Below are 25,258 nucleotides of genomic sequence, written 5' to 3'. Positions count from 1 at the left end.
AACCGCTTTGGCCGACGTGCCGTCGCACGGTGCCGGCCCGCCGCTGCGGCGGGCCGGCGTTCTCATGGCCGGGGAGCGATCAGCAGGGTGACCGTGCGGTTGCGGCGGTCGTCACGGAAGGGTTGCGCGCGCTGGTCCCCGCTGACCAGCTTGAACGACGTGCGTGGCAGGTCGCCGCCCTCGGCCAGATGGGCGGCGGCCACGACGGCGCGGGCCAGCGCGAGCACGGAGCCGTCGCGCGTCCGCCCGCCTGGCACGGCCACCGCGTGTCCCACCACGGTGATCTCCGCGTCCATGCCCGCCATCCGGCGGCCAAGTCCCTTCAGCAGCTCCGCGCCCGCGACGCTGATCTTGTCGTCGACCGGGAACAGTGCTGTGCCGAACCGCACCCGTACGTACTGGGGACGGCGCTGGACGAGCACGCCCGGCATGGTCACCCTCCGCGCGATGGCGGCCACCTCGCGCTTGCGGCGGGCCGTTTCCTCGGCGCGGCGGGCCTCGGCTGCGGCCCGGCGTTCGCCGGCGGCCGCGCGTTCGGCCTCGAGGGCCGCCAACCGCCTGCGCGTCTCCTCCGCCCTGGCCGCCTCGCTGGTCGCCGGCCTCGCGGCGGCCTCCCCGCCTCCCGGACGCGCGAGCTGACCGCCAGGGACGAGGACGACGATCCCCGCCACGAGAACCACGGCGGCCACCGCCGCCGCGGCCACCCCGAGCCAGCCAGTGTGGACGAGCGGGCGCTTCCTGCGGCGGCCGGCATTGATCTCCTCAATCGTGCGCCGCCCCGCCGCCGCCCCCTGGTCGTCCGGCGACACGGCCTGTACGGCGGCCCAGCACCGGTCCGCTTCGGTCAGTTCCCCCCGCTGAGCGTGCAGCCTGGCCCGTAGGTCCAGCACCGCCACGGCGGCGTCTCCAGCGGTGTTGACCGTATCGGCAGTGTCGGGTACGTCCAGGGCCTCCAGGAGGCGGACGGCGGTGGCCAGGTCACCGGTGCGGGCGGCCGCACGGGCCCGGTTGACAGTGAACTGCGCCCGCAGCGTGTCGCTCATCGTCTGATCAGGCCAATGATCTTGTCCTGCTCCTCCTTGGGCAGCATCCGGATCATGCGCTGGTTCACCCCTTCGAGCTCTTGCTGGTCACCACGGGTGATGGCCCGCTCGCCCTCCCGGATGAGGTCGTGGGCCCGCCCCGTGAGCGTCAGCGCCTCCCGCAGCGCCTGGAACACCTTGACCGGCCAGTCCGGCCGGCGCCGTTCCAGCTCCATCAACAGCGAGTAGGCCCGGTCAGTCTGGGTGCGAATCGCCGTGAAGTCCTGTGCCTGGATCGCGTCGCGTGAGCGCTGCCGCAGCGCGGACAGCTCCTGCCGATCCCCCGCGTCGCCCGCCGCGAGGATCAGCCGGTCCGCCTCGGCGAGCAGCCCTTCCAGCTCCTCCACCAGCGCGGGCAACTGCGCGGCGTCCTCGACGGCGTCCAGCTCGCTCTGCAGCTCCCGTAGCCGCTCCTCGGCCGTGGCCGCCGCGCCCGCGTCCACCCTGGCCGCCCGTACCTGCGCGCGGGCCACATCGAGGCCGCCCTCCTGGTCGATCTTCTCCAGGCGGCGCACGGCCTCGGGTACGGTGGAGCCGCGCAGCGCGGCCAGCCGCTGCTCGACCTCGGCCAGCAGCCGCTCCAGCGTGTCCGCGTCGGGCGTGCGGACCTCGGTCAGGTTGATCTCGGCCTCGAACTGCGTCTGCACCAGCGGTACATCCGCCACCACCGTGACCAGGCTGGAGTTGTCGACCTCGAAGGTGACCTCGACCTCGGTGCCCGCGGGCAGGTCGATGGTGACGTCCCTCGGCTTGATCTCCAGCTTGCCGACCTCCCGGTTACGATCGCCCCGGCTGCGCTCGCCCTGCAGGATGGGGATGCTGATCAGGGCCTCGCTGTCGGAGCGGTGCAGGGCGCTGGAGGTGTGGAACACCTCGCGTACGGAGGCCGGCAGGGTCGCGCCCTTGCGCAGCATCGGCGCGAACGCGCGGTCGGCGAGCTGGATGCCCAGCGAGTGCGCCAGCCGTACCCCGCCGAATTCCACCTCGCCCAGTTTGATGGACAGGGAGTCCGGCGTCAGCGGCCGGGGCGCGCCCTGCTCGTCGAGCAGCTCGACGCTGAACCGGGAGGTTCGGCCCTCGTCGAGGTCCACCTCGGTGACGAAGTGGCCGGTGGCGTTGAGCGGGACGCGGCCGGTGGTGAACGGGGGCCGTCCTTCGGGGTTGTTGAGGACGACGGAGTAGCCGTTCAGGTCGTCGGCCGGACCGCTCACCCGTCCCGCGACGGTCGGCGTGGGGTTCGTGACGATGGGCTCGTAGGCCAGGTCGACCACGAACTCGCCTTCCGCGCGGGTCAGTTTCCGCGGGCGCCGCAGCGTGCTGGCGAAGATGGCCGCGCCGCGGGCGACGACGGTGGTGGGGTCGAGGCTGGAGTCGAGCTCGATGCCCAGGCCGTGGCGCGGGTCCGCGAGCCGTTCCCTGAGCCCGGGCGACAGGGTGACGCCGCCGACCAGCAGCAGCCGGTCGATGTCGGACGGGTTCAGCGAGGCCTGCTGCAGCGCGTTCCGGCACAGGTTGATCGCCCGATCGTAGAACGGCTCTGCCATCGAGTCGAGTTCGCCGCGGCGCAGCAGGTACTCGAAGGTCTCGACCTCGCCGTCCTCGCCCGTGAGATCAACGGTGATGTCGGTCGTGTCGGAGCGCGACAGCCGGATCTTGGCCTCTTCGGCGGCGGCCTTGAGCTTGGCGAAGTTGGCGCTCCACCGGCGGTTGTCCCTGCGGAACTCGGCGAAGCCCAGCTCACGGACCACGGCGGGGGCCAGGATCCGCTCCACCAGCGCCCAGTCGATGAGCTTGCCGCCCAGGTACGGGTCTCCCGAGTGGTCGAGCACGCGCAGGTCGCCGTCATGCTTGCTGACCACCGCCGCGTCGAAGGTGCCGCCGCCGAAGTCGAACACCATCCAGTACGCCCGCTCGTCGGCGTCGTGGAACCCGTACGCGAAAGCCGCCGCCGTCGGCTCCTGCACCAGCGGGCACGCCGTGGTGAAGCCCGCCAGCATGGCGGCGTCGGTGGTGGCCTTGTTCTGGTTCAGCGTGAACGCCGCCGGCACCGTGATCACCGCGGCGTCCGGCGCCGTGCCCGTGTGGTGGGCCGCGTCAGCCCGCAGCGCCTTGAGCACCTCGGCCGACAGCTCCTGCGGCGACAGCTCCACCCCGCCCTTGACGAACGTCTTGCGGGCGTCGGCCAGCCCCATCTCCAGCTTGAACTCGGCGACGGCGTTCTCGGGGTCGACCTCGACCCGGTCCCGGGCCCGGCGGCCGACGTGAATGAGCTCCGGCTTGGGCATCCACACGGCGGACGGCGTGGTGTCCCACCCGTCGTTGTTCTTGATCACCGAGACCGTGTCCTGCTCGGCCACCGCGATCGCGCTGTTGGTGGTGCCGAGGTCGATCCCGAAGTCGATGGTGTCACGCATACTCGTTCCTCACGTGGTCTCGGGGCGGGCAGCCGACGATCACCTGGCCCATCTGGATGTGCCGATCCCCCAGGTAGATCGACGGTCGTACGGTCTCCAGCACCGTCTCGACGCTGAGCGACGGGTCGTCCTGGAACAGCAGGACCTCGATGGCGCGGCCGGAGTGGAAGGTCTCGCCATCGTGGTCCTGGACGACCAGCCCGGCGTCGGACAGCGCGCCCCGGGTTGTGCGCAGGTAGCGCCCGGCCTGGCGGCTGGTGGCATCCTTGCCCTGCTGGGCGAGCTTGCGCTCGGCCCGCCACAGGTTCGTGGCCGCGGTGGCCAGCGCCTTCTCGTCCAGCGGCGAGGCGGGCTCTGGGGCGGCGGGATCCGAGGCGGCGAGCAACCGGTCGAGCAGGTCCTGGACGGTCTCGTCCCAGAGCGGTGGCGGGATGCGGAAGGCCCGGTGGTGGCGGCGCTGCCGGAACTCCTCCCGCAGCCGGGGCAGCAACCTCACATCACCACCCCCCTGCGCCAGAGCCGCAGTCTGGGCAGGTGCTGTTCGCGTAGTGACGGCCAGAGTGCGATGGCTTCCTCCATGAGCTCCGTGGCCCGGCTGAGCTGGCCGGGTACGCGGTAAAGGCGCAGCGCCTCGGCGGCCAGCCGCCGGGCGTGCTCGTCGGGCGGCCTGGCGGCGGGCTCGCGCCGCTCACGCAGCGCGGCGGCCAGCACGCCGGCGTTGGGGGGCCGGTTGCGCGGGTCCCGCTCGAGCGTGGCCATGACGATCTCGTCGAGCCGGGGATCGACCTCGTCGTTGTACCTGCTGGGCGGCAGCAGCGGCCGGTTGAACCGGGTGAAGGAGTAGGAGGCGAAGGGGCCGGCGCCGTCGTCGTATGGGAAGTGGCCGGTGAGCAGCAGGTACGCGATCGTCCCCACCGACCACACGTCGCTCGCGCACGAATAACCCCCGTTGGTGACCACCTCGGGCGCCATGAAGACGAGGGTCCCGCGCGCGCTGGCCATGTGCGTGAACGGGTCGGCCCGCTTGGCCAGGCCGAAGTCGCTGACGCGCACCCGCATGACGCTGCCGTCGTAGCCGACCAGAACGTTGGCCAGCGTGACGTCGCGGTGCACGATGGGCGGGTCCTGCTCGTGGGCGACAGAGAGGCCGCCGGCGATCTGTTCCATCACCTCCACGGCGATGCCGGTCGGCACGCCGTGCGGGTAGGCCGCCATCAGGCTCTCCAGGCTGCCGCCGGGGACGTACTCCATCGTGAAGAAGCCACGCAGCCCTTCCGGGGTCTGCACTGTGTTGGCGTCGAAGAGCCGCACGATGTTGGCGTGCCCGAGCGTGGACAGCAGCCGGGCCTCGCCCAGCATCTGGTGGGTCTCCTCCAGCGAGGCGACCTTCTTGAACAGCTTCATCGCCTGCAACCCCAGGTACGCGTGCCGTACCCGGTGCACCTCGGCGAACGCGCCCTCGCCGAGCAGCCGATCGATCACAAGGGTGTCGGTGACCCGGTCACCGCTGTTGAGCAGCGCCATCGCCCCACCTCCCCGTGCCGTACTGCACAGCGATCACCGACACGTCGTCGATCGCCCCGCCCGCCGCGGCCGCGCCGAGCAACCGCGCGCACACCCTCTCGACGTCCCCGGCCGTGGTCAGAATGGCCCGCAGTTCCTCATCGCCCACGCTGTGGACGAGCCCGTCGGTGCACAACAGGACGCGGTCGCCGGCGCTCAGCTCGTGCACCGACACGTCCGGATCGGCGCGGCCCGGCATCCCCACGAACCTGGTCAGCCGCCCTTCGTGCACGTGGTCCTCGGTGAGCCGGGCGAGCAGCCCGTCGCGGGCCAGGTAGATCCGGCTGTCGCCCAGGTGCACCGCCAGCGCCAGGCCGCCGCGAACCAGCAGCAGGGCCGTGGCAGCGCCCGTGGTGCCCGGCCCGCTCCTGGCAGTGTCCCTGACGCGGTCGTTGAGCTCGGCCGCGGCCTCGGCTGCGGCGCGGGCGGCCTCGGGGGCGCCGATGGCCGTCACGCGCTCGCGCACCCGCAGAGGGAGCTGCTCGACGACCGCCCGGGCGGTGAGGGCCGCGTCGGCCAGGCCGCCGATGCCGTCGGCCACGACGAACGTGCCCGCTGCCGGGTCGGCCGCCAGCCGGTCCTGGTTCTCCTCGTGCAGGCCGCCGGCCCGGGTGCCGGACGCGTACGTGATCACGCCGGTGGCCCGCTGACGTTGAGCCGGTAGCCGATGCCCGTGACGGTCTCCAGGATCCGCGGGCGTGAAGGGTCCACCTCGATGCAGCGGCGTACGGCGCGCACCACGCCGGCCAGGTCGGACCTGGTGTACGAGCGGTGCGGCGCCCACTCCTCCGGCGGCCCCCACAGAGCAGCGATCAGGGCCGCATGGTCGCAGGCCACGGACTCGCCGCCGGTGCCGCGCCCGGCCATGTACCGCAGGAGTTGGTGACCCTGCGGGCGCAGCCCGGTGATGGGCGTCTCCACGCCGTTCTGGACGCGGTAGGCGCGCGCGGCGACCCAGTCGTAGCGCAGTCCCGGCCCGGTGTGGCGGACCTCGGAAGGCGGCCCGAACGGCGCCGGCTGCGTGGTGTGCGGGTCCAGGAAGGTCAGCTCCCAGTACAGGGGTTCGCCGTCGGCCGTCATGTCGCCGAGGATCAGCAGCTTGTCGCCGTGCTGGACGCGCTTGCGCCCCTGCAGCCGCTCGGTGACGTCACCGTGCCGCAGCAGCGTGCCGTTGACACTGGCGTTGTCGGTCACCGACCACATACCATCGGCGAAATCGAGCGTGCAGTGCAACCGCCCCACCCAGCGCTGCGGGTCGGGTCCCAGCTCCACGTCGGGGGCGTGGTCGGGCGAGGCGCGGCCCACCGTGATCGGCCCGCTGCCCAGCTCGACGCCGCTCATCACGCCCTCCGGTGAGCTGATGCGCAAGGTCACCGCCCGAACCAATGCCTGAACCTCCCGATCGTGCTGGTACGAAACTCGCTGAAGGTGCCGCCGCAGGCCATGGGAGCCAGGCGAAAACCAGATGGACGCCTCATCGCGGCATCCCGCTGAAGAGCCGGTCGTCCTCGCGGTGGACCAGGCACACGGCGTAGATGAGGCTCTCCTGGATCGCGCGTTCCTTGCGCACCCGCACCGTCATCCGGAAGGGGGTGCCCACGCCGATCTGCAGGTGCGAGGTGGCGGAGCCGCACATCTCCTCGGCCTTCTCCTCGACCTTGTCGTCAGCCGGGGTCTTGTCCGCGGCGCCGTACAGCTTGACGTAGGCCGCGATCTGCGCCCAGTGCGGGTAGTCGCACTTCACGATGTCGACGCTGTGCGGCGACTTGTCCCACTGTGACTGCGACTGAATGCAGCTGTCCGCCGGCGGATTGTCGTAGAGGGCCGGGGAGAGAACGTCCATCCGCACGGCCACGTTGTCCGCCCCCGGCGGAGGATCGGCCACGCGCCTGCCCGACGGGATGGACTCGCCGTCTTTCCGGCTCACCAGGCAGGGCGCATAGTTCTCGTACTCGCCGTCGCCGGTGTTCCAATGCTCCTCCCTCGGCACCACGGTGCCGGTCTCGTACTCGTCGAGCGGCAACTTCTGACGCAGTTGCAGAACTTTGCACTCGAACTCGGCCAGTGCGGAGACCTGGTCGCGGCCCGGATACGTCGAAGGCGCGTCGCCGAGCGACACGTACCCCAGCACCTCACCCCAGTGCGGCTCGTCGCACGAGATCGTCGGAACCTGGGCGATGTCGTGCTGAATCCAGTCGACGGGCTCGGCCAGGCACTCTCCCACGGGCGCGTTGTCCGCCTGCTTGGGGGCGAACAACGCGACGGTCGAGTTGCCGAGGGCGTCGTACTGGGTCAGCAGGAACCCCAGGGCGGCCAGCACGGCGAGCCAAAAGAGCAGTCTGAGCCCGCGGCGGCGCCGCCTGACCCCGTAACCGCCGGGGTGGTAGGCCGGCGCCGGACGCGCCGGCACCGTGCGGGTCGGTGCCGTTCTGTATCGGGAGCGGTTCAGGCCCAGTTTGGCGCGGATCCGGTCGAGCTCCGATCGGCTCGCCAGGTCGCCCAGTTGCCGCTCGAGGTGGGCCAGATAGGCGTTGGCCTGGCGGTGCCCACCCCCGGCCAGCAGGGCACTGGCCTCCTGTTCGATCGTCGTGAAGATGAGGATGAGCTCGTCCAGCGAGGCTTTGTTCCCCCTGATGGCCTCCGACGTGTGCGAGTCGGGGCTCAGCCGCCCGGCCGCGCCGAACCACTTGCGTGCCTGTTCGGCCGCTGCGAGCCCGGCGGAGTCGATGAGCGCCATGGCGCAGTTGTTGAACAGGATGGCGGTGTCATTGCGCAGTTTCGCCGTGGGGCGGTGCCGCTCGGGGGGCACCAGCACGGACAATCGGTTGAGGTCGGGTAATACCTTGTCGTAGACGTTGGAGGCGGCACGCTTCGGCTCGCCCTCCTCGAGCAGGCCGGTCGACTCCGACAGGGCCGCGCGCACCGACTCGTACATCGGCGCGGCGACCTCTTCAAGTTGGTCGTCGATGACCTGTCGCGGCGCGGGCCAGCGGCGGGCCAGGCCGGCCAGGCGGCTCTGGGTCGCCGTCGTGCCGCGCTGTCCGGCTAGCTCGGCCAGCGGCCTGAGCAGCGCCGTGGCGAGCGCGTCGCGCAGCGCGTCCACGGCTGACTCGTCGAGTTGACGGTCGTCGAGCGCGTCGATGCGGCTCCTGACGTGGTCCCAGAAGGATGCCCTGCGCAGGACGCCCTTCCACTCCCGTGCCGCCTTCTCCCACAAGGTCCTGCGCTCGTCGTCGCCCGTCATCGTGCCCTCGATCTCCCGGTCGAGTGCGGCGCTGTGGGCGCGTACGGCGGCGTCGTGGTCCTGGTGCAGGGCCTTGGCGCAGGAGCAGGTGGCGTCGGGGGTGTCCCAGAACCAGAGCAGCTCGTCGACCAGGCGACGGCGGGGGTCGTCGAGCAGGCGGTCGAAGGCGGCGCGGACCTCGTCAGGCCCGACCGGCATGCCATGGTCCAGATCGGCGTCGGCGCCGACCTGGAGCGCCGTGTTGACCCGCTGCCTGCGCTGCCGGATGGCGCGCCGGTCCGCGTACGTCGACAACCCGGTGATTCGGAACGCGTTACGCCGGTAGAGCCCGGCCCCGGCGATCTCGCGCAGCGCCGCGCCCGCTGCGTCGCCGGATCTGCTCACATCGCCTGCCCCGTACATGTCCTCCCCATCACGACCGAGGTACCGGTGGAACGACCTTGGCTCAGGCTCCTGCCGAGTTCCATGGCACGCGGATGGAATCCAGATGATCGGTGGTCGCGGGTGCTCGCCCGTCATTCATAACAACAGGACGCTTATGGGGGGCAAGGGGGTGATGGGGTATGCACACCGTGTAGCGGCCATGGCCACGGATCTTACGTTGATCGTGATATGCCGTACAACTCAGCAGTTCTTCCCCATTGCCTGACGCGTCGGCGTATCGGTCGCTTGAATGGTCACGTCGATCAGGCCCCGACCTCTTTCGAGCGGCCCCCGACATGTATGTACAGTCCGCCGTCACCGGGTCTACCCATGTGCGCGACCAGCCAGACCACCGGCACATAGTGGTATTCGGGCAGCGGCTTCATCATCAGGAATCGCACAGCCGGTACAGCAGGTCGATGACATCCCGGATGGCGTTGCGCGTCAGCGGCCCGTTGTCCCATACCTCTCCGGTGTCACACGTACTTGACGCGCTGCCCGCTCGACCCGAGCTTGGCACACCAACCGCACGACCGAGTCGACGTGGAAGGGTTTCTCGTGGCCGTAGCGCCGACACAGGTAGCTCGCTGCGAGCCTGGCCAAAAGCACCACGCAACGCCCGCCGTTCTATCTAACCGATGAGCGCAGGAGCCATCTTTTCCATATGTCTACTCGCTACCTGAAGAAGCGGTTTGATGAAAGCCATGATGACCAACCGGCCGCACGTGTCCGCTGCCCGCCCGCTGGTGCTGCTCGACGTGGACGGCGTGCTCAACCTGGAGGTACGACCCGGCCCTGGCTGGCAGCCGCATCGAGCACAGTCGCCGATCGGCACCTTCGACGTCATCCTCAACACCGGCCACGGACGGCTGTTGCTGGAGTTCGCCGACAGAGCCGGCGCTGATCTGGTCTGGGCCACGAGCTGGCAGCATTACGCCAACCATGAGATCGCACCGAGGATCGGTCTGCCGGAACTGCCGGTGATCGAGGTCAACGCCCATACGGGCGCGGCCGGCATCCACCCGAAGACACCACCGGTCGCCGAGTACGTGGCCGGTCGGCCGTTCGTGTGGTTTGACGACGACCTCGACCCGGCTGACACAGCCTTCCTTGAGCGGCACGGCAGCGTGGGCCACTTTCGCATCATCCACGTGGACCCGCATCACGGACTGGACGAGCATCACCTCCGCCAGGCCGCCGCCTGGCTCGCGTCCCTCCCTTCCTCGCACGAGAACACGAAATAGTGTCATTCCCCGCAGGGGCGGTTCTACCGATGCGCTGCCCAGTGTGCTGAGTGGAGGCAGCCGCTGTGGCCCGACGCCTGACGGACCTGGCCGGAGAACTGATCGGCACCCGCAGCGTTCTCATGCTCAACCGCGCTGGCGATGGGGCCGGCCAGCGTCGGGATAGTAACGCCGCAGCACCACCACCTCGTGCAGGAGACGGAGAGGCACAGGAACCGATCTCGCCTGAGCCGCCATCTCAGGTCGACCTGCAGGTCAAGCGCCCTGCGATGCATTTTGCAGCGGTACACGGCCTGGGCGGCGGCGCGTGGTGGACGTCGATCGTGCCGTTCCCACCCGGCCACGTGCCGAAACCGTGCCGAAGAGCATTCGGCGAGCGACCACGGGAGCGCCTCACCGTGGCGGGAGCCACTCGGAAATCGAGAAACCCCAGATCAGGGCCCTGAACTGGGGTTTCCACGCAGTGCGCCGCCAGGGACTCGAACCCCGGACCCGCTGATTAAGAGTCAGCTGCTCTGACCAACTGAGCTAGCGGCGCCCGACACGAAGGAATATACCGGTGATCGGGATCCTGGTCGAATCGGAATCCGCGGGACAGGAACGCTAGAATAAAGTTCGGTACTTCGGCTCCGGCAGACAGGATCCTTGATGTTCGACTCCCCCGCCGACGTGACGGAGCGGCTCGCCGCCGTGGACTACCTCTCCGACGACGCCATCTCCACCTCGGTGTTCCTGGCCGCCGCGCTGGGCAAGCCGCTGCTGGTCGAAGGACCCGCCGGAGTGGGCAAGACGCAGCTCGCCAAGGCCGTCGCCCAGGCCACCGGCGCCGGCCTCATCAGGCTGCAGTGCTACGAGGGCCTCGACGAGGCCAGAGCCCTGTACGAGTGGAACTACAAGAAGCAGCTCCTGCGCATCCAGGCCACCAGCGACGACGACGACATCTTCACCGAGGAGTTCCTGCTGGAGCGCCCCCTGCTCAAGGCGGTCAGGGCGCAGGAGCCGACCGTGCTGCTCATCGACGAGACCGACAAGGCCGACGTCGAGGTCGAGGGGCTGCTGCTGGAGCTGCTGTCCGACTTCCAGGTGACGATCCCCGAGCTGGGCACCATCGCCGCCACCCGCCGCCCGTACGTCGTGCTCACCTCCAACGCCACCCGCGAGCTGTCGGAGGCGCTCAAGCGGCGCTGCCTCTACCTGCACATCGAATACCCGACGCCCGAGCGCGAGCGCGACATCGTGCTGGCCCAGGTGCCGGGCCTGCGCGCCGGCCTGGCCGAGCAGCTCGCGCGGACGGTCGCCACGCTGCGGGCGCTGGAGCTGAAGAAGGCGCCGTCGGTGGCCGAGACCGTCGACTGGGCCAACACGCTGCTCGCGCTCGGCCGCGACGAGCTGGACGAGGCCACCGTGGCCGGCACGCTGGGCGTGGTGCTCAAGCACGCCTCCGACCACGCGCGGGCGGTCAAGGAGCTGGGGCTGCCCGATGCCTGAGCCGACGTCGCTGGTCGATCGGCACGTCGGCTTCGTGCACGCGCTGCGCGAGGCCGGGCTGCCGGTGTCGGTCGCCGAGGGGCTCGACGCGGCCAACGCGCTGCGGGTGATCGAGCTGGCCGACCGGGAGTCGCTGCGTGCCGCGTACGCCGCCACGCTGGTCAAGAAGCCCGCCTACCGGCCGGGGTTCGACGTGCTGTTCGACCTGTGGTTCCCGGCGTCCACGTCCGCACTGCGGGCGCGATCCCGTACCGACTTCGAGACGGCCGACGTCAAGGAGCTGCGCGCGCACCTGGCGGAGCTGCTGAGCGGCTCGACCGACCAGGAGATGCGCGCGTTCGCCGAGGCCATGGTGGCGCGGTTCGGCCGGCAGGAGGCCGCTCCCGGGCGGCAGAACTGGTTCTCCTACAGCGTGCTGCGCGCCCTGTCGCCCGAGACGCTGATGGCCGGCATCCTGCGTGCCGTGCTCCAGGGGCAGGAGCGCGGCGGGCTGGCGGAGAAGACCGTGCGGCAGCGGGTCACGTCCAACATCAGGCGCTTCGAGGAGGCGGTGGCCACCGACGTGCGCCGCCGCATCGCCGAGGACTCGGGGATCGAGCGCATCGCCCGCTCGGCCGTGCGCCCGCCGCTCGACCAGATCGACTTCCTGCGCATCACCAGAGCCGACCTGGCCAGGCTGCGCAGGGAGGTGCATCCGCTGGCCCGCCGGCTGGCCGCCCGGCTGACGATCAGGCAGCGCAGGGGCAAGCGCGGCAGGCTCGACTTCCGCAGGACCATGCGGGCCTCGCTGCAGAGCGGCGGCGTGCCGCTCACCACCCACTTCAGGCCGCCCCGCCCGCACAAGCCCGAGCTGGTCGTGCTCTGCGACACCAGCGACTCGGTCTCGTCGTTCGCGCACTTCACGCTGCTGCTCACGTACGCGCTGCGCGAGCAGTTCACGAAGGTGCGGGCGTTCGGGTTCGTCGACACCGTGGATGAGATCACCCGGTTCTTCCAGCCGGGCTCCGACGTGGTGGAGGCCATGGCCAGGCTGGCGGACGAGGCCGACATGGTGCGGTTCGGGCGGACCAACTACGGGCACGCGCTGGAGCGCTTCGCCGAACGCTACGGCGACGCCATCGGCCCGAAGACGTCGCTGCTGATCCTCGGCGACGCCCGCTCCAACTACCAGCCGCCCGCCCTCGACACGCTCAAGTCGCTGGTGTCGCGGTGCAGGCACGCGTACTGGCTCAACCCTGAGCCCACGCAGCAGTGGGACACGGGCGACTCGGTGGCGGGCGACTACGGCACGGTCGTGCCCATGCACGAGTGCCGCAACGTCGCCCAGCTCACCGCGTTCATCGAGACCCTGGCGTAGACCGGGGTCAGACGCGCTGCAGCTCGCGGGCCGCCGTGCGGGAGAGCAGCTCGATCTGCGACGGGCTGAGCACGTCGCGGTCGGCGGCCTTGATGAGCTTGGCCATCGCGCGCGGCTTGGCCAGCGTCAGGCCCTCGGCCACGACGACGCCGCTCTTGGGCAGCAGCCCGCAGTGGACCGCGAGCATCGGCGTGATGCGCACCTGGACGCCGGTCTCGCGGGTCAGCAGCTCGGCGAACGCCTCGGCCTGCTCGACCAGCGGCTTGGCGGTCTTGCTGCCGTACTTCTCGCCGAAGAACAGCCGGCCCGCGTAGCAGGCGATCTCGGTGTCGGGACTCCACGACTCGTTGTCGATGATCCAGACGCCGCCCGGACCGATCACGAGGTGGTCGATGGAGGCCTGGCCGCGGATCGCCCGGCCGTCGAGCACGTGGTAGCTCTGGCGGCTGAGCGAGCGGCGCAGCAGGCGCCCCGTGATGAGCTCGCCCCTCTTGGCGCCGCGCCACACCGCGGTCTTGTGGAAGGAGTACCAGTCGAGCAACCAGTCGCCACCGAACGTGAGCGCTCCGAGCAGCAGGCCGGTGATCGCGGATCCGCCCGCGAGCCCGAACCTGATCCCCAGGGCGATGCCGATGACGAAACCCACAGCGGCCTTGGCGTACCTGTACTTGCGCCGGTTCGGAGCGTCCTCGCGCCAGAATTTCTCGTACCACCACTGCGGGGATGAGCCTGTGTACTTCTCGTTGGGCTGCACGTAGATAGAGCCACCGGGCACGGCAAACTCCCCGAATGTAGATGTTGTGCAGGATCTGCCACGCCGAAGATCCCTCGCCGGTCAAGGGATACCCGTTCCCCAACCAAGGCGAGCCTAAGGTGACGGAATTAGTACCCGCAAGACCATCAACCGACCAGTCGGTATGCTAAGCCGGTGACCAAGGGGGACCGAGTGAAAGACGAACCGGTCAGGCAGCGCCTGCTCGCCGAGGCGACCCGGCTGTTCGCCGAGCGCGGCTTCGAGAGCACCTCGGTGCAGGAGATCGTGGTCGCGGCGGGCGTGACCAAGGGCGCGATGTACCACTACTTCGACTCCAAGGACGATCTCCTCCACGAGATCTACGCCCGGGTGCTGCGCATGCAGATGGACCGGCTCACCCATATCGCCGACGGGCCCGGCACGATCAGGCAGCGTCTCCACCGCGCCGCGGCCGACGTCGTGGAGACGACGGCCGCCAACCTCGACGACTCCAAGATCTTCTTCAGGTCGATCCACCTGCTCGCCCCCGAGACGCAGAAGACCGTGCGCGCCGAGCGCCGCCGCTACCACGAGCGCTTCCGCGCGCTCGTGGCCGAAGGGCAGCGCACCGGCGTCTTCAGCGACCGCGTGCCGGCCGAGCTGGTCGTCGACTACTTCTTCGGCTCGGTGCACCACCTGGGCACGTGGTTCAGCACGCGGGGGCCGCTCACCGGAGCCCAGGTGGGTCAGCACTTCGCCGACCTGCTGCTCGCCTCACTCGGGGCCGGGGACGTCGACGAGTGAGGCCAGCGCCTCCCGGTGGTCGCCCGGCGTGCCGAGCGCGACCTCGGTGGCCTTGGCGCGCTTGAGATAGAGATGCACGGGGTGCTCCCAGGTCATCCCGATACCGCCGTGCAGCTGCAGGGCCTCCTCGGCCGCGTGCACGGCCACGCCGGCGTTCCACGACTGGGCCACCGCCACGGAGATCGACGAGGCGTCCGCGACCGCGTTCCTGGCCGCCGCCCTGGCCCTGACGACGTCCAGCCAGAGGTCCGCGAGGCGGTGCTTGAGCGCCTGGAACGAGCCGACCGGGCGGGCGAACTGGTGGCGCTCCTTGACGTACGCGAGCGTCGTCTGCAGGCACCACTCGGCCACCCCGAGCTGTTCCGAGGCGAGCAGCCCGGCTCCGAACCGCAGCACCGCGGCCAGGTCGCAGGCCCCGACCCGGCGGGCCCTGGTCCTGGTGAACGTGACCGTGGCCACCGGCCTGGTGAGGTCCAGCGACGACACGACGCGCACCACGCCGGCCTCGATCGCGTCGCCCTCGACCGCGTACAGGTCGCCGTCCACCGGCACCAGCAGCACGTCCGCCACCTCGGCTCCGGCCACGCCGGTCACCGAGCCGGACAGCCGTCCTCCGCCGTCCACCCGCACCGACGCGCCCCGGTCAGGCCGGTACGCCGACGCCCCGAACGACACCACCAGCGCCGCCGTCCTGCGCCCCTCGGCCAGCTCGCCGAGCAGCGCGTCGCGGGTCGGCAGCAGCGCCCGCGTGGCCAGCACCGAGCTGGTGAAGAACGGCACCGGCGCGACCGCCCTGCCCAGCTCCTCCAGCACCACGGCCGCCTCGCTGGCCGACGCGCCCGCCCCGCCCAGCTCCTCGGGCACCAGCAGTCCCGCCACCCCGATCTCGCCGGCCAGCGTCTTCCACAGGTCCAGGTCGTACGGCTGCGACTCGACGCGCTGCAGCACCGCGGACGGCGGGCAGCGGTCGGCCAGCAGTCCGCGTACGGCGGCGCGCAGCTCCTCTTCGACCTCGGAGTACAGCAGGCTCATCGCGGCAGGTCCTTCCACGGCACGTCCTTGTCGACACGGGGTTCCGACGGCAGGCCGAGCACCCGCTCGGAGATGATGTTGCGCAGGATCTCGGAGGTGCCGCCCTCGATCGAGTTGCCCTTGGCCCGCAGATAGCGGTAGCCGGGGCCGCGGCCGTAGAAGTCGACCTCCTCCGAGCGGCGGAACGTCCAGTCGTCGTAGCCCAGCTCGCGCCTGAACTCCATCTCCAGCCCGGTCAGCGCCTGGTTGAGCCGGGCGAAGGAGAGCTTCATGCCCGAGCCCTCGGGCCCCGGCTGGCCGGCGGCGAGCTGCTCGCGCAGCCGCGCGCCCGACAGGCGGGTCACCTCGGCCTCCACCCACAGCGACAGCAGCCGCTGGTGCAGGTCGTGGGTGCGCAGCTCGGGCTGCTCGCGCCAGGAGGCCAGCACGGACGCCATGACGCCGCCGCCGCGCCGGGTGGGCGCGCCGCCGATGGCCACGCGCTCGTTCATCAGCGTGGTCTGGGCGACCCGCCAGCCGTCGCCGACCGCGCCGAGCCGCAGGTCGTCGGAGAGCCGCACGCCGGTCAGGAACACCTCGTTGAACTCGGCCTCGCCGGTGATCTGGCGCAGCGGCCGCACCTCGACGCCGGGCGCGTGCATGTCGCACACGAAGTACGTCAGCCCGCGATGCTTGGGCACCTCGGGGTCGGTACGGGCGACGAGGATCGCCCACCGCGCGTGATGGGCGCCCGACGTCCACACCTTCTGCCCGTCGACCACCCATTCGTCGCCGTCCCTGACCGCCCTGGTGGCCAGCGTGGCGAGGTCGGACCCGGCGCCCGGCTCGCTGAAGAGCTGGCACCAGATCTCCTCGCCGGTCCACAGCGGCCTGAGGAAGCGGCGCTTCTGCTCCTCGGTGCCGAACGCCAGGATCGTCGGCGCCGCCATGCCCAGCCCGATGGCCTGCAGCCCGGCGTTGAGCTGCGGGGTGTCGGCGAGTTCCCTGTCCACGACCTGCTGCAGCTCGCGCGGCGCACCGAGGCCGCCGAGCCCTTCTGGGAACCACACCCAGGCCAGCCCGGCGTCGAACCGGGCGCGCAGGAACTCAAGGCGGTCCCCGCTCGGATCGTGCTCGCCGAGGAACGCGGCCACGCGCTCCTTGATCTGCGCCTCGTTCACATGTACCTCTTCAGCTCGCGATAGGCCAGGGACCGCTTGTGCACCTCGTCGGGGCCGTCGGCCAGGCGCAGCGTACGGGCGTGCGCCCAGAGCCCGGCCAGGGGGAAGTCCTGGGAGACGCCGCCGGCGCCGTGGACCTGGACGGCCTTGTCGAGGATCCACTCCACCGTGATCGGGGTGGAGATCTTGATGGCCTGGATCTCGGTGTGGGCGCCCTGGTTGCCCACCGTGTCCATGAGCCAGGCCGTCTTGAGCACGAGCAGGCGGGCCTCCTCGATCTTCACGCGGGACTCGGCGATCCAGTCCTGGACGACGCCCTGCTGCGCGACCGGCTTGCCGAAGGTGGTCCGCGACAGCGCCCGCCGGCACATCAGCTCGACCGCGCGCTCGGCCATGCCGATCAGCCGCATGCAGTGGTGGATGCGGCCGGGGCCGAGCCGCGCCTGCGCGATGGCGAAGCCGCCGCCCTCCTCGCCGATGAGGTTCGCGGCGGGCACGCGGACGTCCTCGAAGACGACCTCGGCGTGGCCGCCGTGGTCGGCGTCGGTGTAGCCGAAGACGTGCATGCCGCGCTTGACCTGGACGCCGGGCGTGTCACGCGGCACGAGGATCATGCTCTGCCTGCGGTGCTTGGGCGCCTCGGGGTTCGTCTGGCCCATGACGATGAAGATCTTGCAGTGGGGGTTCATCGCGCCGGAGATGAACCACTTGCGGCCGTTGATGACGTACTCGTCGCCGTCGCGCACGATCGAGGTCGCGATGTTCGTGGCGTCGGAGGAGGCCACGTCGGGCTCGGTCATGGCGAAGGCCGAGCGGATCTCGCCGTCGAGCAGGGGCTGCAGCCACTCCTTGCGCTGCCACTCGCTGCCGAACATGGACAGGACTTCCATGTTGCCCGTGTCGGGGGCCGCGCAGTTGGTGGCGACGGGGGCCAGGGCCGGGCTCCTGCCCATGATCTCCGCCAGCGGGGCGTACTGCAGGTTCGTCAGCCCGGCGCCGTGCTCGCCGGGCAGGAACAGGTTCCACAGGCCGCGCTTCCTGGCCTCGTCCTTCAGGTCCTCGATCAGCGGCGGCGGGCTCCAGCCGCTGGTCTGCGCCTGTTCCTCGAAGGCCGGCTCTGCGGGGTAGACGCATTCGTCCATGAAGCGGAGCAGTCGCTCGCGCAGGTCCTCGGTGACGGTGTCGAAGGCGAAGTCCATGACGCGACCCTACCGACCGGCCGGTATGCGTGTCGACAGGTGGTTTCCCGTAAATACCCCCAGGTGGACATCTACCTGCACGTTCTCATGCCCCTACAGTGACCGCCATGACCGCGAAGCTGCCTACCCCCACCGTGCTCGAGAACGACGTCGTCCGGCTTGAGCCGCTCACCATGGACCACGTGCCCGACCTGTTCGCCGCGGGGGGCGGCGACGAGGAGGTCTGGCGCTGGATGCCGGCCGCCGCGCCGCGGACCGAGGAGGAGCTGGGCAAGGTCGCGCGCATGCTGATCGACGACGACAAGCACGTGCCGTTCGCCGTGGTGGTGAGGGCGAGCGGGCGGGCCGTGGGCTGGACGACGTACGCCGACGTGCCGGGTTTCGAGGCCAGCGTGGAGATCGGCTGGACGTGGTACGGCCGCGCGTCCTGGCGTACGGCGGTCAACACCGCGTGCAAGCTGCTGCTCGTGGACCACGCCTTCGAGCTGGGCCACAACAGGGTGCTGCTCAAGACCGACATCCGCAACGAACGCTCGCAGAACGCGATCAGGCGCATCGGCGGCGTGCACGAGGGCACGCTGCGCCGGCACCGCCGCAGGGCCGACGGCACCTGGCGCGACACGGTCTGCTTCGGCATCCTCGACGACGAGTGGCCGCCGCACCGCGCCCGACTCCAGGCCCGCCTGGCGGCGTCCTAGCCTTCAAGCCCGCCCCGCGACCTCCCGGCCTTCAGGCCCGCCCGGCGCCCTCCCAACCTTCAGGTCCGCCTGGCGGCCTCCCAATCTTCAGGTCCGCCTGGCGGCCTCCTGACCGAGCATGCCCGCGAGCAGCTCGCGGACGAGCTGTTCGAGCTCCTCCCGCGTGGGCACGGCGCCGGCGCCGGCGATCGCGTCGAACAGCAGGCCCTCGGCGAAGGCCACCATCGCGCGTCCGTGCCGCACCGGGTCGCGGGAGCCCAGGGCGGCCAGCATCGCCACGGCGGGGTCGCGGAAGCGGCGGCCCGCCCGGTCGTAGATGGCGCGCAGCTCGGGCCGCCTGGTGGCCTCCAGCGCCAGCTCGTAGCGGGCCAGCGTGCGGGCGCTGTCGCAGAGCTGGATGTGCAGCGCCTCGGCCAGCCGGGCGGGCAGCCTTTCCGGGTCGTGGCCGCCCTCGTGGTCGCCCTCGTACGCGCCCGACAGCGCCTCCGCCTCCCGCTCGGTGAGCCTGGCCAGGGTCAGCTCCAGCAGCGCCGCCCTGGTGCGGGCCAGGTTGGAGGTGGAACCAGGCGGCAGGCCGGCGGCCTCGTCCACGGCCCGGTGGGTCAGGCCGCGCATGCCTCGCTCGGCGAGCAGCGCGATGGCCGTGTCGGCGACGACGTCTGAGCGCTTCACGGAAGCCGATACTACTGCGGTAGTGGGACCGGACTACGGGCGTAGTACGGTTCAACTACGGACGTAGTGACCGGAGGAGGCGCGGATGGCCAGGGCTGTGGTGATCGGTGGCGGGATCGGCGGGCTGAGCGCGGGAGTAGCGCTGCTGCGCAAGGGGTGGGACGTGACCGTGCTGGAGCGGGCGCCCGCCATCGAGCCCGTCGGCTCGGGCCTCGCGATCGCCGCCAACGCGCTGAAGGCGCTCGACGTCATCGGCCTCGGCGACAGGATCCGCGCCCTCGCCCACGCGGAGGGGCCGATGGGCCTGCGCAGGGCCGACGGGCGCTGGCTGGCGCGGGCCACGGAGGAGGAGGCGGACGACGCGTACGGCGACTCGGTGGTGGTGATGCTGCGGGCCACGCTGCTCGACGTGCTCACCGGCGCCCTCGCCGAGGCGGGCGGGCCCGGCCGCCTGCGCCTCGACACGAGGGTCACGGAGGTGGACGCCGAGCGCGGCGTCGTACGGACGGAGGCGGGCGACCTGGCGGGCGACCTGGCGGGCGACCTGGAGGCCGACCTGGAGGCCGACCTGGTGGTGGCCGCCGACGGCATCCACTCGGCCACCCGCCGCGCCCTCTTCCCCGGCCACCCGGCCCCGGTCTACGCGGGCGTGACCGCCTGGCGCGGCCTCATCCCGCTCGCCGACCTGAAGGAGAGCCAGGACACCCGCGCTCCCTCACGGTCGCCTGAGGCGGGGAGCCGGGACGGTCGCGACGCCTTGCGGGTGCCGAGGTCGGAGAGCTGGGGGCGGGGCACCGTGTTCGGCATCCACCAGCTGGCCGGCGACCTCGTCTACGTCTACGCCACCGACGTCGCGCCGCCCGGCGGCACGGCCGCGGACGAGCGCGAGGAGCTGCTGCGCAGGTTCGGCGACTGGCACGAGCCCATCCCGGCGCTGCTGCGGGCCGCCGACCCGGCGCGGATCACCCGTAACGACGTCTACTACCACGCCACGCCGCTGCCCGCCTTCCACCGGGGCAGGGTGGCGCTGGTCGGCGACGCGGCCCACGCGATGACGCCCAACCTCGGGCAGGGCGCCTGCCAGGCGATCGAGGACGCGGTCGTGCTGGCCCACCTGGCCGATCCCGGCGCCCCGGGTGACGGCGCCTCGGGTGACGGCCTGGCCGCCTACAGCGCGGCCCGGACGCGGCGGACGGCGCGGGTCGTCCGGCGGTCGATGACGCTGTGCCGGCTGACCAAGTGGCGCAACCCGGCGGCCGTGTGGCTGCGGGACGCCGGGGTGGCGGCGGCGAGCCGGCTCAGCCCAGATCTGATGTTGCGGTCGATGGACGAGGTGCTGCGCTGGCGTCCACCGGCGCGGGCGTGACCGCCTGCTCGGCGGGAGGCGGGGCGGCGGCCGGCTTGGCGGGAGGTGCGGCGGCCGGCTTGGCGGTGTGGTCGGGGGCCAGCCGGCCCAGCGTGATCGTGCCGCCGATGGTCAGCGCGGCGGCCAGCAGGGCGGGCACCGCGGTGCTGGGCGAGGTGGGCAGCGGCTCGCCCAGCAGGATCGCCCCGGCGAGCACGGACGTGATGGGGTCGATGACCTGGACGCCGGCGTAGGCGATGCCGAAGTAGCCGACCGCGTACGAGCGTTGCAGCAGCACCACGGCGCAGATCAGCAGCACCGGCACGACCAGGCTGAACCAGTGGATCAGCCGGCCCCAGTCGCCCTGCATCCCGCCGCCGACCACCCGGACGAACGTGGACACGCTCGCCGTCATGACGCCCGCGCCCACCGACAGCAGCAGCGCCTTGTTCGCCCCGTGCACCCGCCGGGCGAACAGCTGGCTGACCAGCGTGACGGCGCCGATCACGGCGATGAAGGCGAGCGCGGCGCCGTCGCCGAGCCGGGGCGTCACGTCGTGCGCGGGCACCAGCAGCATGAGCCAGAGCAGGCCGACGGCGACGGCGATCGAGCCGAAGATCTCGGCGCGGTACGGCCGCCGCCCGTACATGAACGCGGCCAGCGGCACGGCGAAGACCAGGGTGGCCACGCTGATCGGCTGGACGGCGACCAGGGGCGCGAAGCTGAGCGCGACGGCGTGCAGGCAGGCGCCGGTGAAGGAGATGACGCCGCCCACCCACCAGCGGGGTCGCCGCACCAGGCTGAGCGAGGCGCCCTCGGCCACGACCTCGTACTGCTGCAGTGCGGCGCCCAGCGCGTAGCCCAGCGCCCCCGCCAGCGCGATCAGCATGCCGACCCAGGTCATCGCGGCCCGCGCAGAAGCAGGGATCCTCTCAGGAGCATTGCCCCAGCTTATGAGGCCGGGCGAGGGGGAGAATCACCCTTTGGTCGGAAAAGTCCATACAAACCGGCCTCGGCCTGCACGAACTTGTGGCTCATCCTTGGGCCCCGCCTGGCCGCCGACCGCCCCCTTTTGCCCCGTTACGCCGGCTGCGGGCAGACGCAGAAGAGGTGGCCCTGCGGGTCCTGCAGCACCACCCACCGGGTGCCCTCCTCGGTGACGCCCGGCTGGAACTCGGGCCTGGTCGCCCCCAGCTTCAGGTAGTCCTCGACCGCCTGCGCCACGTCCGGCACCCGGAAGTCGAGGTGGAACTGCTTGTCGGGGCTGGGCCACGTGACCGGCTTGCGGTCGGCCACCCGGCCGAAGTAGATCGAGACCGTGCCGTCGGTGATGGCGGCGTACTCGTCCTCCGCGTAGGTGATCTCCATGCCGGTCACCTGGTGGTAGAACTCGGCCAGCGCCTTGGGGTCGGCGCAGTCGAGGCTGAAGGCCAGAAGGTTCGCTTTCGTCGTCATGGCGCCCAGCGTTCCAGCCATACCTGCCATCTCCTGTCAGGTACGTACGCGCTACCCGCAACAGCCCTCTTGTCGGGCAACGCGCTAACTACCGGTCGGTACTCGTGTAAACCCGTAAGAATGCCTTTGCTGTCCTTTAACCATTCCGCAAGCTGATGCCGCCACCCTTCCCCCATCAGAAAGGAGACGCCGTGCGTACCAGGCCAGAACGGCTCTACGAGATCGACGGGCTCCGGCTGCTTGCGGCGTTGTGCGTCGTGCTGTTCCACTACGTGTTCTCCGGCTGGGCAGGCGGCAAGACCACTGTGACGTTCGTCACCGAGAGCGCCTGGGCCAAGTACGGCTACCTCGGCGTCGACCTGTTCTTCTTGATCAGCGGGTTCGTCGTGCTGATGAGCGCGTGGGGAAGGACGCCACGGCAGTTCGTGGTCTCGCGGGTGGTGCGGCTCTACCCGGCCTATTGGGTGGGCATCGCGGTCACGGCGACCGTCACCGTGCTGCTCGGGTGGGGCCTGTTCCAGGTGTCGGTGCCGCAGGTGCTGGCCAACCTGACGATGTTCCAGTCGGTGCCGAACATCGAGAACGTGGACGTCGTCTACTGGACCCTCTGGGCCGAGATGCGCTTCTACATCCTCATGCTGATCGCCACCGTGATCGGGATCACCCGGGGGCGGATCATGGCCGGGCTGTGGGGGTGGCTCGCCTTGACGTTCCTCGTCGAGCTGGGCGTGCTGCCGGGCATCGCCGACCTGGTCGTCCAGTCGGAGTTCTCGCACTACTTCATCGCCGGCATGGCGCTGTTCATGCTCTACCGGTTCGGGCTCGACTGGCAGATCGCGCTGCTGGTGCCCATCTGCCTGGGCAACGCCGTCTACCGGGCCATCGGGTACGCCGAGGCCGTCGGCGAGCGGTATCACGTCACGTACTCGCCGGTCGTCATCACCGCCGTCGTCGTGCTCATCTTCCTCGTGATGACGTTCATCGCGCTGCGGGTGACCAGAGCGCTCGCCCGGCCGTGGCTGGTGACGGCGGGGGCGCTGACCTATCCGCTGTACCTGCTGCACGCGCACGTCGGGTTCATCCTGTTCGCCAGGCTCGAAGGGGCGTTCAACAAGTACGTGCTGCTCGCCGGGATGATCGTGGTCATGCTGGTGGCCGCGTACGCGGTGCACCGGTTCGTGGAACGGCCGCTCGCGCCCGTGCTCAAGCGGCTGCTGTCCAAGCGGGAGCCTCCGGCGCACGCCGCGGTCCCGGCCGGCAGCCCCACGGGGTGAGTCGACTCTGCCGACAACCCGTTGTCAGGGCGGGCGCGGAGATCCCGGGGCCGGATACGATCCGCGTCACCGAAGCGGCGTCGCTGAACGGCGAGAGGGGGCCGGATGAGTCTCGGCGAACACGAGTGGGCCCCGCCCGGCGTCGACCCGGAGCGGCCCACGGTCGCCCGCGTCCACGACGCCCTGCTCGGCGGCACCGAGAACTTCGCCTCCGACCGCGCCGTCGCCCGCAAGCTCAAGGACGTCGTGCCCGAGGTGGTGAACCTGGTGTGGTGCGACCGGGCCTTCGTCGGCCGGGTCGTCGACTACCTCGTCCGTGAGGCCGGCATCCGGCAGATCATCGACCTCGGCGCCGGGCTGCCCACGGTCGAGAACACCCACGAGGTCGCCCAGTTCGCCGACCCCACCTGCCGGGTCGTCTACGTCGACAACGACCCCATGGTCGAGCCGCACGCCAAGGCCATTCTCGGCGGCAACGCGAACGCCGACGCCATCACCGCCGACCTGCGCGACGTGGACGCCGTGCTCGGGCACCCCGCGCTGCGCCGCCTCATCGACCTGTCCCAGCCCACCGCCGTCCTCGTCATCGGCGTGCTGCACCTGCTCGCCGACCACGAGGACCCGCACGGCGTCGTCCGCAGGTACGTCGCCGCGCTCCCGCCCGGCGGTCACCTGGCCGCCTCGGGGTTCCTCGCCTCCGGCAACCCCAAGGCCAAGGCGCTGGAGGTGATGCTCCAGGCCACCATGGGCACCGGCCACTTCCGCGACCGCGCCGCCATCACCCGCTTCTTCGACGGCCTGGTGCCGGTCGAGCCCGGGGTCGTGCACTTCCCCGAATGGCACCCCGACGAGCGCCTCCCCGGCCCCCTCGCCCCCTGGGAGGAGCTCCTGCTGGGCGGCGTCGCCCGCAAGCCCCACCCCTGACCGGCTATCGTGGGGCGCATGCATCGGCGCTTCATCTGTTCTCCGCCCCCCGCCCGCTAGCGGGCGGCATCCTCTGAAGCTCGCCGGGTCACACTGATCCGGGGGTGGTCGCTGCCCGCACACCGGGCCATGATCGACCTTCACCTCCGGAGAACCCTTCAGATGACGCATGTCTCCGCCCGGCGGGGCGCCCTTTACGTGTCCGTGGCCGCGACCGCCTGGGGCACCGGCGGCGCCGCCGGGTCGCTGCTCTTCCAGACCGGCGGGCTGGGCCCCGTCGGCGTGTCCCTGTGGCGGTATGTGATCGGCGCCACCTTCCTCGTCCTGCTCATCCGCCCGGCGGGCCGCCCCACGCTCACGGGCCGCACGCTGGTGGTCGGCGCCGGGATGGCCGTCTACCAGACCGCCTACTTCGCCGCCATCGCCCACTCCGGCGTCGCGGTGGCGACCGTGGTGACGATGGGCGCCACCCCGATCTTCACCGCGCTGGGCAGCCGCTTCCTGCTCAAGGAGCGCCTCGGCCGTACGGCGCTGCTCGCCCTGGCGGCGGCGCTGGCCGGCCTCGTCCTGCTCACAGGCGAGTCGGTCCTGAACACCCAGGGAGCGGGCACCCAGGGAGCGGGCACCCCGGTGCTCGGGGTGCTGCTCGCGCTGGCCTCCGCCGCCGGGTACGCCGGGGTGACCCTCGTGTCCAGGCGGCACCGCGACGACGGCGGTCCCGAGGCGGCCGCGATCGGCGGGTTCGTCGTGGCCGCGCTGTGCCTGGCGCCGTTCGCGCTGGCCGAGGGCGTGCTGCCCGAGGTGAGCTGGACGTCGGCGACGCTGCTCGTGTATCTGGGCGCGGTGCCGACGGCGCTCGCGTACGGGCTGTTCTTCCGTGCGCTGACCGCCCTGCGCGCCACCACCGTGTCGATCATCTCGCTCGGCGAGGCGGTCGGCGCGGCGCTGCTGGGGGTGGCGCTGTTCGGCGAGCGGCTCACCCCCTTGGCCTGGGCGGGGTGCGTGCTGCTGCTCGCCGCGGTGGCCGTGCTCGCCGCACGAGCCGATGCGGCGTGATGTGACGGCGCAGGCGGCCGGATGAGTTAAGGTCCGGTACGGCGGCGCTTGCCGGATCGTCGCTCCGTTCCCCCACAGCGGCAGGGGGAAC

Annotated in this window: 23 protein-coding genes and 1 tRNA gene; 9 read left to right on the top strand and 15 right to left on the bottom strand. The window is 71.1% G+C overall.

Features of this window, described 5'->3' with window-relative positions; translation table 11 throughout:
• Nucleotides 1-62: 62 nt before the first annotated feature.
• The 7 genes from AB0K28_RS15995 to AB0K28_RS15965 all read right to left on the bottom strand — a co-directional run bounded on the left by AB0K28_RS15995 (nt 63) and on the right by AB0K28_RS15965 (nt 8,687).
• Nucleotides 63-1,043: a hypothetical protein gene (locus AB0K28_RS15995; RefSeq protein WP_364370005.1), complete on the bottom strand. Its 981-nt coding sequence runs from the start codon at nt 1,041-1,043 to the stop codon at nt 63-65.
• Nucleotides 1,040-3,496 (bottom strand): Hsp70 family protein, encoded by a 2,457-nt coding sequence (locus AB0K28_RS15990; protein ID WP_364370002.1) that lies wholly within the window; start codon nt 3,494-3,496, stop codon nt 1,040-1,042. Before AB0K28_RS15990 ends, AB0K28_RS15995 begins: the two co-directional genes overlap by 4 nt.
• Nucleotides 3,489-3,992 carry a hypothetical protein gene (locus AB0K28_RS15985; protein ID WP_364369999.1) on the bottom strand — a complete coding sequence of 168 codons (504 nt, stop codon included), beginning with the start codon at nt 3,990-3,992 and terminating at the stop codon, nt 3,489-3,491. Before AB0K28_RS15985 ends, AB0K28_RS15990 begins: the two co-directional genes overlap by 8 nt.
• Nucleotides 3,989-5,020, bottom strand: a complete 1,032-nt coding sequence (locus AB0K28_RS15980) for a serine/threonine-protein kinase (RefSeq protein WP_364369996.1) — start codon at nt 5,018-5,020, stop codon at nt 3,989-3,991. The genes AB0K28_RS15985 and AB0K28_RS15980 overlap by 4 nt, the downstream gene beginning before the upstream one ends.
• A complete protein-coding gene (locus AB0K28_RS15975; RefSeq protein ID WP_364369993.1) occupies nt 4,998-5,693 on the bottom strand; it encodes a PP2C family serine/threonine-protein phosphatase in 696 nt (231 codons plus the stop codon). Before AB0K28_RS15975 ends, AB0K28_RS15980 begins: the two co-directional genes overlap by 23 nt.
• Nucleotides 5,690-6,433, bottom strand: a complete 744-nt coding sequence (locus AB0K28_RS15970; protein ID WP_364369990.1) for an FHA domain-containing protein — start codon at nt 6,431-6,433, stop codon at nt 5,690-5,692. Before AB0K28_RS15970 ends, AB0K28_RS15975 begins: the two co-directional genes overlap by 4 nt.
• A gap of 100 nt (nt 6,434-6,533) precedes the next feature.
• Nucleotides 6,534-8,687, bottom strand: a complete 2,154-nt coding sequence (locus tag AB0K28_RS15965; protein ID WP_364369988.1) for a hypothetical protein — start codon at nt 8,685-8,687, stop codon at nt 6,534-6,536.
• 734 nt (nt 8,688-9,421) lie between these two features.
• Between AB0K28_RS15965 and AB0K28_RS15960 the strand changes: the two genes are divergently transcribed.
• Entirely contained in the window at nt 9,422-9,970 is a 549-nt protein-coding gene (locus AB0K28_RS15960) for an HAD domain-containing protein (RefSeq protein ID WP_364369985.1), read from the top strand.
• 464 nt (nt 9,971-10,434) lie between these two features.
• Here the strand turns inward: AB0K28_RS15960 and AB0K28_RS15955 are convergent.
• A tRNA-Lys gene (locus AB0K28_RS15955) sits at nt 10,435-10,508 on the bottom strand.
• 110 nt (nt 10,509-10,618) lie between these two features.
• On the opposite strand from AB0K28_RS15955, the gene AB0K28_RS15950 reads away from it, so the two are divergent.
• Together AB0K28_RS15950 and AB0K28_RS15945 are read left to right on the top strand one after the other, a co-directional pair.
• Nucleotides 10,619-11,458, top strand: coding sequence for a MoxR family ATPase (locus AB0K28_RS15950; RefSeq protein WP_345388929.1), 840 nt, complete (start codon nt 10,619-10,621; stop codon nt 11,456-11,458).
• Nucleotides 11,451-12,815, top strand: a complete 1,365-nt coding sequence (locus AB0K28_RS15945; protein WP_364369982.1) for a VWA domain-containing protein — start codon at nt 11,451-11,453, stop codon at nt 12,813-12,815. The genes AB0K28_RS15950 and AB0K28_RS15945 overlap by 8 nt, the downstream gene beginning before the upstream one ends.
• Before the next feature lie 7 nt (nt 12,816-12,822).
• Here AB0K28_RS15945 and AB0K28_RS15940 read toward each other — a convergent pair whose 3' ends face one another.
• Nucleotides 12,823-13,590: a nuclease-related domain-containing protein gene (locus tag AB0K28_RS15940; RefSeq protein WP_345388933.1), complete on the bottom strand. Its 768-nt coding sequence runs from the start codon at nt 13,588-13,590 to the stop codon at nt 12,823-12,825.
• 171 nt (nt 13,591-13,761) lie between these two features.
• Between AB0K28_RS15940 and AB0K28_RS15935 the strand changes: the two genes are divergently transcribed.
• Nucleotides 13,762-14,352 (top strand): TetR/AcrR family transcriptional regulator, encoded by a 591-nt coding sequence (locus tag AB0K28_RS15935; protein WP_345388935.1) that lies wholly within the window; start codon nt 13,762-13,764, stop codon nt 14,350-14,352.
• Here the strand turns inward: AB0K28_RS15935 and AB0K28_RS15930 are convergent.
• From AB0K28_RS15930 to AB0K28_RS15920, 3 genes are read right to left on the bottom strand one after another with little or no spacing between them, the layout of a single operon-like run.
• Nucleotides 14,323-15,384: an acyl-CoA dehydrogenase family protein gene (locus AB0K28_RS15930; protein ID WP_345388937.1), complete on the bottom strand. Its 1,062-nt coding sequence runs from the start codon at nt 15,382-15,384 to the stop codon at nt 14,323-14,325. The two genes, AB0K28_RS15935 and AB0K28_RS15930, sit on opposite strands and share 30 nt — an antisense overlap.
• Nucleotides 15,381-16,544 (bottom strand): acyl-CoA dehydrogenase family protein, encoded by a 1,164-nt coding sequence (locus AB0K28_RS15925; RefSeq protein ID WP_345388939.1) that lies wholly within the window; start codon nt 16,542-16,544, stop codon nt 15,381-15,383. Before AB0K28_RS15925 ends, AB0K28_RS15930 begins: the two co-directional genes overlap by 4 nt.
• Nucleotides 16,541-17,743, bottom strand: a complete 1,203-nt coding sequence (locus AB0K28_RS15920; protein WP_364369977.1) for an acyl-CoA dehydrogenase family protein — start codon at nt 17,741-17,743, stop codon at nt 16,541-16,543. The genes AB0K28_RS15925 and AB0K28_RS15920 overlap by 4 nt, the downstream gene beginning before the upstream one ends.
• Nucleotides 17,744-17,850: 107 nt before the next feature.
• On the opposite strand from AB0K28_RS15920, the gene AB0K28_RS15915 reads away from it, so the two are divergent.
• Nucleotides 17,851-18,441: a GNAT family protein gene (locus AB0K28_RS15915; protein WP_364369974.1), complete on the top strand. Its 591-nt coding sequence runs from the start codon at nt 17,851-17,853 to the stop codon at nt 18,439-18,441.
• A gap of 87 nt (nt 18,442-18,528) precedes the next feature.
• Here AB0K28_RS15915 and AB0K28_RS15910 read toward each other — a convergent pair whose 3' ends face one another.
• A complete protein-coding gene (locus AB0K28_RS15910) occupies nt 18,529-19,113 on the bottom strand; it encodes a TetR/AcrR family transcriptional regulator (RefSeq protein ID WP_364369971.1) in 585 nt (194 codons plus the stop codon).
• An 85-nt stretch (nt 19,114-19,198) separates the two neighbouring features.
• On the opposite strand from AB0K28_RS15910, the gene AB0K28_RS15905 reads away from it, so the two are divergent.
• Nucleotides 19,199-20,479 carry an FAD-dependent monooxygenase gene (locus AB0K28_RS15905; protein WP_364369968.1) on the top strand — a complete coding sequence of 427 codons (1,281 nt, stop codon included), beginning with the start codon at nt 19,199-19,201 and terminating at the stop codon, nt 20,477-20,479.
• Here the strand turns inward: AB0K28_RS15905 and AB0K28_RS15900 are convergent.
• Nucleotides 20,412-21,362, bottom strand: coding sequence for a DMT family transporter (locus tag AB0K28_RS15900; RefSeq protein WP_364369965.1), 951 nt, complete (start codon nt 21,360-21,362; stop codon nt 20,412-20,414). The two genes, AB0K28_RS15905 and AB0K28_RS15900, sit on opposite strands and share 68 nt — an antisense overlap.
• Before the next feature lie 176 nt (nt 21,363-21,538).
• On the bottom strand, nt 21,539-21,913 hold the full coding sequence (locus AB0K28_RS15895; protein WP_364369962.1) for a VOC family protein: 375 nt from the start codon (nt 21,911-21,913) through the stop codon (nt 21,539-21,541).
• 191 nt (nt 21,914-22,104) lie between these two features.
• On the opposite strand from AB0K28_RS15895, the gene AB0K28_RS15890 reads away from it, so the two are divergent.
• The 3 genes from AB0K28_RS15890 to AB0K28_RS15880 all read left to right on the top strand — a co-directional run bounded on the left by AB0K28_RS15890 (nt 22,105) and on the right by AB0K28_RS15880 (nt 25,167).
• Nucleotides 22,105-23,187, top strand: coding sequence for an acyltransferase (locus AB0K28_RS15890; protein WP_364369959.1), 1,083 nt, complete (start codon nt 22,105-22,107; stop codon nt 23,185-23,187).
• A 105-nt stretch (nt 23,188-23,292) separates the two neighbouring features.
• Nucleotides 23,293-24,111 carry an SAM-dependent methyltransferase gene (locus AB0K28_RS15885; RefSeq protein WP_364369956.1) on the top strand — a complete coding sequence of 273 codons (819 nt, stop codon included), beginning with the start codon at nt 23,293-23,295 and terminating at the stop codon, nt 24,109-24,111.
• A 162-nt stretch (nt 24,112-24,273) separates the two neighbouring features.
• Nucleotides 24,274-25,167: an EamA family transporter gene (locus AB0K28_RS15880; RefSeq protein WP_345388951.1), complete on the top strand. Its 894-nt coding sequence runs from the start codon at nt 24,274-24,276 to the stop codon at nt 25,165-25,167.
• The last annotated feature ends 91 nt before the right edge of the window (nt 25,168-25,258 follow it).

Origin of the sequence: Nonomuraea sp. NPDC049504 (assembly GCF_040676845.1) — a bacterium.
Taxonomy (GTDB): Bacteria; Actinomycetota; Actinomycetes; order Streptosporangiales; family Streptosporangiaceae; genus Nonomuraea; species Nonomuraea salmonea.
The sequence above is the reverse complement of the archived record's forward strand: the minus strand, read 5'-3'. Positions and strand labels throughout refer to the sequence as shown.

Bases quoted from the DNA above. Each gene is read 5' to 3' on its own strand.
- AB0K28_RS15995 (WP_364370005.1), bottom strand. From the start codon at position 1,043: ATGAGCGACACGCTGCGGGCGCAGTTCACTGTCAACCGGGCCCGTGCG.
- AB0K28_RS15990 (WP_364370002.1), bottom strand. From the start codon at position 3,496: ATGCGTGACACCATCGACTTCGGGATCGACCTCGGCACCACCAACAGC.
- AB0K28_RS15980 (WP_364369996.1), bottom strand. From the start codon at position 5,020: ATGGCGCTGCTCAACAGCGGTGACCGGGTCACCGACACCCTTGTGATC.
- AB0K28_RS15960 (WP_364369985.1), top strand. From the start codon at position 9,422: ATGAAAGCCATGATGACCAACCGGCCGCACGTGTCCGCTGCCCGCCCG.
- AB0K28_RS15950 (WP_345388929.1), top strand. From the start codon at position 10,619: ATGTTCGACTCCCCCGCCGACGTGACGGAGCGGCTCGCCGCCGTGGAC.
- AB0K28_RS15945 (WP_364369982.1), top strand. From the start codon at position 11,451: ATGCCTGAGCCGACGTCGCTGGTCGATCGGCACGTCGGCTTCGTGCAC.
- AB0K28_RS15930 (WP_345388937.1), bottom strand. From the start codon at position 15,384: ATGAGCCTGCTGTACTCCGAGGTCGAAGAGGAGCTGCGCGCCGCCGTA.
- AB0K28_RS15920 (WP_364369977.1), bottom strand. From the start codon at position 17,743: ATGGACTTCGCCTTCGACACCGTCACCGAGGACCTGCGCGAGCGACTG.
- AB0K28_RS15915 (WP_364369974.1), top strand. From the start codon at position 17,851: ATGACCGCGAAGCTGCCTACCCCCACCGTGCTCGAGAACGACGTCGTC.
- AB0K28_RS15905 (WP_364369968.1), top strand. From the start codon at position 19,199: ATGGCCAGGGCTGTGGTGATCGGTGGCGGGATCGGCGGGCTGAGCGCG.
- AB0K28_RS15900 (WP_364369965.1), bottom strand. From the start codon at position 21,362: ATGACCTGGGTCGGCATGCTGATCGCGCTGGCGGGGGCGCTGGGCTAC.
- AB0K28_RS15895 (WP_364369962.1), bottom strand. From the start codon at position 21,913: ATGACGACGAAAGCGAACCTTCTGGCCTTCAGCCTCGACTGCGCCGAC.
- AB0K28_RS15885 (WP_364369956.1), top strand. From the start codon at position 23,293: ATGAGTCTCGGCGAACACGAGTGGGCCCCGCCCGGCGTCGACCCGGAG.
- AB0K28_RS15880 (WP_345388951.1), top strand. From the start codon at position 24,274: ATGACGCATGTCTCCGCCCGGCGGGGCGCCCTTTACGTGTCCGTGGCC.